This is a genomic window from Daejeonella sp., assembly GCF_044348475.1.
GTDB lineage: Bacteria > Bacteroidota > Bacteroidia > Sphingobacteriales > Sphingobacteriaceae > Daejeonella.
On record NZ_JBIKSU010000097.1, the window covers coordinates 1 to 5,926 of the forward strand.

At 34.6% G+C, this 5,926-nt stretch carries 6 protein-coding genes; 4 read left to right on the plus strand and 2 right to left on the minus strand.

All coding sequences use genetic code 11. From position 1 onward, the window contains the following. The coding region (locus ACIQZ6_RS11360; RefSeq protein WP_395811177.1) for an AIR synthase related protein at window positions 1–602 on the minus strand (602 nt) is incomplete at its 3' end. A 157-nt stretch (window positions 603–759) separates the two neighbouring features. Then, window positions 760–2,934: a glutamine synthetase III gene (locus tag ACIQZ6_RS11365; protein ID WP_395811179.1), complete on the minus strand. Its 2,175-nt coding sequence runs from the start codon at window positions 2,932–2,934 to the stop codon at window positions 760–762. Between the two features lie 396 nt (window positions 2,935–3,330). On the opposite strand from ACIQZ6_RS11365, the gene ACIQZ6_RS11370 reads away from it, so the two are divergent. The 4 genes from ACIQZ6_RS11370 to fbp form a co-directional block, all read left to right on the plus strand. Continuing rightward, entirely contained in the window at window positions 3,331–3,720 is a 390-nt protein-coding gene (locus tag ACIQZ6_RS11370) for a VOC family protein (protein WP_395811181.1), read from the plus strand. Continuing rightward, window positions 3,720–4,241, plus strand: coding sequence for a tRNA1(Val) (adenine(37)-N6)-methyltransferase (locus ACIQZ6_RS11375; protein ID WP_395811183.1), 522 nt, complete (start codon window positions 3,720–3,722; stop codon window positions 4,239–4,241). Before ACIQZ6_RS11370 ends, ACIQZ6_RS11375 begins: the two co-directional genes overlap by 1 nt. Before the next feature lie 203 nt (window positions 4,242–4,444). Continuing rightward, window positions 4,445–4,939, plus strand: a complete 495-nt coding sequence (locus ACIQZ6_RS11380) for a metallophosphoesterase family protein (protein WP_395811187.1) — start codon at window positions 4,445–4,447, stop codon at window positions 4,937–4,939. A gap of 21 nt (window positions 4,940–4,960) precedes the next feature. Next, window positions 4,961–5,926 (plus strand): class 1 fructose-bisphosphatase (fbp, locus tag ACIQZ6_RS11385; RefSeq protein ID WP_395811185.1); only part of this gene is annotated, 966 nt, incomplete at its 3' end.

The following is a 5,926-nucleotide window of genomic DNA, read 5'->3' on the forward strand; positions in this document are numbered from 1 at the left end:
CCATTGTATTCCGTTTCATAAATAGCTTTTCCATAAGATGAAAGCCCAACAATTACATCTCCTGGACGAATTTGATCATTCGATAGGATGTCTGAGCGTTTCATCCGGCAGGTTACAGTAGAATCGACAATTAGGGTCCTAACAATATCTCCAACATCTGCAGTTTCGCCTCCAGTAGAGAAGATCCCAATTCCAAGATCACGTAATTCAGATAGAATTTCTTCTGTGCCATTAATTAGTTCGGCAATCACTTCGCCTGTTACCAAATTTTTGTTTCGACCAATGGTTGATGAAAGCAATATATTATCAGTAGCGCCTACACATAATAGATCGTCAAGATTCATAATGATAGCATCCTGGGCAATTCCCTTCCATACAGAAATGTCACCTGTTTCTTTCCAGTATACATAAGCTAATGAAGATTTCGTTCCTGCGCCATCGGCATGCATGATATTAAAATATGCATTATCAGATCCCAAAATATCAGGAATGATCTTGCAAAAGGCCTTTGGAAAAATTCCCCTATCTATATTTTTGATGGCATTATGCACATCTTCTTTATCAGCTGAAACGCCGCGCTGGTTATATTTTAGGTCTGACATGAATGCAAAAATAGCACTTAGATTTGAGATTTGAGATATGAGATTGGAGATGTGAGGTATGAAGTATGAGATGTGGCTGTAAACAACAAAGTTCTGCCGAAGCAGAACTTTGTGTTTCAATACTCAATACTCAATACTCAGTACTCAATACTCAATACTATTTCAGGAACAATAATTCTCTGAATTTAGGCAAAGGCCATTTTGAATCATCCACTAATTGCTCAAGTTTATCAACATGGTAGCGGATTGGATCAAAGAATGATTTAACTTTCTCATCGTATGCAATAGATTTATCTCGTATATCTTCGATGTTATTCGCTTTTTTACGCTCATTAACCATTTCAAGGTTTGCTGTTCTAATAAAGTTAACATGCCCTGATATCTTCTTAATAATATCAAGCTGAGCTGCATAGGTATCTTCACCAAGACCAAGATCTTTTAGCCCCTTCACATTATCGATAAGAGTTGTTTGGTAATTGATCGCTGTTGGAATAATTACATTGTCAACCAAGTCACCCATTACTCTAGCTTCAATTTGAAGTTTTTTGAAATAGCTTTCTAAAAGTATTTCATGACGTGCATGCGATTCGCGTTTGCTGAATACTCCGGTATCTTGAAATAATTTATCTGTTTTAGGATCTAATAAAACATCAAGTGCTTTTGGTGTAGTTTTGATATTTGACAATCCTCTTTTTTTAGCTTCTTCAGCCCACTCGTCACTATAACCATTGCCTTCAAAACGGATAGCTTTAGATTCTTTGATGTAACGTTTGATCACTGTCATGATCGCAACATCTTTTTTCTCACCCTTTTTGATCAGTTTATCAACTTCTGCCTTGAACTTATTTAACTGATCTGCAACAATCGTATTAAGTATTGTCATTGGATTGGCAGAGTTAGCTGATGAACCAACTGCACGCAATTCAAATTTATTACCTGTAAAAGCTAATGGTGAAGTACGATTACGATCCGTGTTATCTAATAAGATCTGTGGTATTTTTGGAATATTAGTCCATAATGATGGTTCCTGCTTCATTTTGTTGGTTACTCTTGATGATTCAATTTCATCTAGCAGGTCATTTAGCTGACTTCCAAGGAACATAGAGATGATTGCTGGTGGAGCTTCATTAGCACCTAAACGGTGGTCATTATTGACAGATGCAATAGATGCTCTCAAAAGATCTGAATATTCAAAAACTGCTCTGATTGTATTTACAAAGAATGTAAGGAACATCAAATTGTTTTTTGGAGTCTTTCCAGGAGATAGCAGGTTTTTGCCTGTATTTGTAATTAATGACCAGTTATTGTGCTTACCTGAACCATTTATACCTGCATAAGGTTTTTCATGCAACAGAACTTTGAAATTATGTCTGCGAGCAACTTTATCCATCAAATCCATTAACAAAGAATTGTGGTCAATGGCAAGATTCATTTCTTCGTATAATGGTGCACACTCAAATTGAGAAGGAGCAACTTCATTATGACGGGTTTTCAAAGGTATACCTAATTTGATGGCTTCTGTTTCAAAATCCTGCATATAGGCAAGAACACGTTCAGGAATTGATCCAAAATAATGGTCATCTAATTGCTGATTTTTAGCAGACATATGTCCGAATAATGCTCTTCCGGTTAGATAAAGGTCAGGTCTTGCATTAAATAAGGCAAGATCAACAAGGAAATACTCTTGTTCTATACCTAATGAACTATTAATTTTTTCAATGCTTTTATCAAAGTATTGTGCAACTGCAACAGCTGCTTTATCCATTAAACTGATAGCTTTTAATAAGGGAGCCTTATAATCTAAAGCTTCACCAGTATAAGAAACAAATACTGTTGGTATACATAAGGTAGTTCCAATGATAAAGGCTGGCGATGATGGATCCCATGCAGTATAACCACGTGCTTCAAAAGTACTTCTTATTCCTCCGTTTGGAAAACTTGATGCATCCGGTTCTTGTTGTGATAAGGCTTCGCCAGAGAATTTTTCTAAACCTTGACCATCTGAACCGGGCTCAAAGAATGAATCATGCTTTTCTGCTGTGGTTCCTGTTAATGGCTGGAACCAGTGGGTATAATGTGATGCTCCTCTGGCCATTGCCCAAGATTTCATAGAAGATGCAACTTGTTCTGAAATACCTCTGTCAATTGGTGTTCCCGAATTGATTGATTCGATAATACTATTAAAGGCTTCTTTAGATAAACTATCTTTCATTTTCTTCTGATCGAAGACATTACTTCCATAAAAATCGGAAAGTTTTGATGAAGGCATTTTTACTTCAGGAATTGTCCTTGAAAGTACTGCATTTAGTGCTTGGAATCTTAAAGATGACATTGTATGGCTGGGTTTTAATTAATTTTTCATAAAAATAATCGTTTCATCATAAAAATCAATAAAAAAATCAATAAAAATTAAATTATTTGATAAAACTTTAGAAGATATTCAAATTTTGATTGCAAATTCAAGAAATAATACCAATTAATTCATAAATAGACAATAATTTGTTCCTTTTTATTTGTCTATTATACTTAAAAGCAAAATAGTTTAGTGTATATCAATTATTTTGAACAAAGTATTGAAGTTTAGTCAAACCTCTTATCCATTAGAATAATGTATCCAATATTCGTATAATTTTCATAGGTTTCTTTACTTTTGAGATGGCTTTCAGAAAAGCAATTAATTCATTTTTTATATCCTAATTAGCACTTTACCAAGAAATTATAAAATCATATGCTCAACTTGAAAGGCGTACATCATGTTGCAATTATTTGTTCTAATTACACCTTGTCTAAGCATTTTTATACCGAAATACTAGGGTTAAAGATTTTACAAGAGGTATTTAGGGCAGAACGTAATTCATATAAACTTGATCTTGCAGTGAATGGAGTGTATCAGATTGAATTATTTTCATTTCCAGATCCTCCTGAAAGGCTATCGCATCCAGAAGGAAAAGGTTTAAGACATATTGCTTTTGAGGTAGATAATTTGTCTGTATCAGTTGCCGAACTTACTAAAAATGGAATTCGGACAAAAGAAATTAGAATTGATGAGTACAGCCGGAAAAGGTTTGTTTTTTTTAGCGATCCTGACGGGCTTCCAATAGAGCTTTACGAAAGCTAATGGCAAGTTTATTCCATTTCAAGCAGTTTTGTATTGATCAAACTGATTGCGCAATGAAAGTTAATACAGACGGTGTTCTTCTAGCTGCAATTTTAGATACTGTTGCACCCACTAAAATACTTGATATAGGTACAGGCACAGGCTTGATTGCACTAATGCTTGCTCAAAGATTTCCATCTGCTATAATTGATGCTGTAGAAATTGATGAAAACGCAGCAAGAACTGCAAAAAAGAATTTTTTTGCATCTCCTTTTTTTAACAGGCTTAGTTTATTTCATTCTTCAATGGAACATTATTTATTGAATGATGATGAGCAGTATGATTTGATAGTTTCAAACCCTCCATTTTTCATTAATTCTTTAAAATCTGAGGATCCGGTTAAGGGTATAGCCAGACATACCGATTACTCTTTTTTTGAAAATTTACTAAAGGAATCAGCAAATAAATTAAGTAAAAAAGGCTTTTTATATCTTATTTTGCCAATTGAAACATCGAAATTGATTGAAAAGTTAATGGCTTAAGTATCCGAATTAAAGATTATTAATGAGATTTTGGTGCATTCTTTTGCAGAATCAAAGCCGCATAGAAAGATATTACAGATTGGTTTCAATATTTCTGAACCAACCGTTAAGAATTTTGTTATCTATGAAAAGGCTGGTATTTACACCACAGAATACCGAACGTTGTTAAAAGATTTTTTAACAATTTTTTAATTTATTTTAGAATAATGAGGATTGGTTTAATTTCAGATACGCATGGTTATCTTGATGATGCAGTTTTTAAACATTTTGATCAATGTGATGAGATTTGGCATGCAGGTGATTTTGGAACCATTGAGCTTGCCGATAAGTTAAATTCATTTAAGCCATTGCGAGGTGTTTATGGCAATATAGATGGAAGGGATATTCGTTCGGTTTATCCCGAAAAGAATAGATTTGTTTGCCAAGGCATTACGGTTCTGATGACACATATTGGTGGTTACCCAGGTAAGTATGATCCCCGAATCCAGGAAGAAATACAAAACAATCCTCCCGGATTATTTATCTCTGGGCATTCACATATCTTGAAAGTAATGTCTGATAAAAAAGCAAATTTTTTACACCTGAATCCAGGTGCTGCAGGAAAGCATGGTTGGCATAAAGTTCGCACATTGCTTCGATTTTCTATTTCTGAACAAAAAATCTATAACTTAGAAGTGGTAGAATTAGCAAATAGATAACGTACAAATTACACGAAGTATATGCAGGCAGTATTAACATTGGGGCAGTTTATAATAGAAAAGCAGAATGATTTTCCATATGCTAAAGGTGAACTATCCCGACTTCTCCGTGATATCGGAATTGCCTCAAAAATTGTAAACCGTGAAGTTAACAAGGCTGGCTTATTGGATATTCTAGGTGATGCCGGTTCTATCAATATACAAGGTGAATCACAAAAGAAGTTAGATATGTTTGCTAATGAGCAGTTTATATCAGCCTTACAAAGTGGTGGAGAGTGTTGTATTGTAGCTTCTGAAGAAAATGATGAATTTGTTTATATTGATGGAGAGGTTTCAAAAAATGCAAAATATATAGTTGCAATCGATCCTCTTGATGGTTCTTCAAATATAGATGTGAACGTGGCAGTAGGAACTATTTTTTCTATTTATAGACGAAAATCTGCAGATGGAAAAGCTACTATTGCCGATGTGCTTCAAAAGGGTACCGAACAGGTTGCAGCGGGGTATGTTATTTATGGTTCATCAACCATGCTCGTTTACACAACTGGAAAAGGAGTGAATGGCTTTACACTTGATCCTTCAATTGGTGAATTTTGTCTTTCTCATCCCCAAATGAAAATTCCTGATCATGGCAAAATTTATTCTATTAATGAAGGAAATTACGTCCATTTTCCTGAAGGGGTCAAAAAATATTTAAAATACTGCCAAATTGAAGATGTAAATACTTCAAGACCTTATATATCTCGATACATTGGATCAATGGTGGCAGATATTCATAGAAACATGATAAAAGGTGGCATCTTCATCTATCCAACAACTTCGAGTGCCCCAAATGGTAAACTTAGGCTTGTTTATGAATGTAATCCGATGGCATTTATTATTGAGCAGGCAGGTGGGCGTGCCACAGATGGTTTTTCAAGAATACTTGATAAAGATGTTGACTCTCTACACCAGCGATCTGCAATTTTTATTGGTTCCGAAAATATG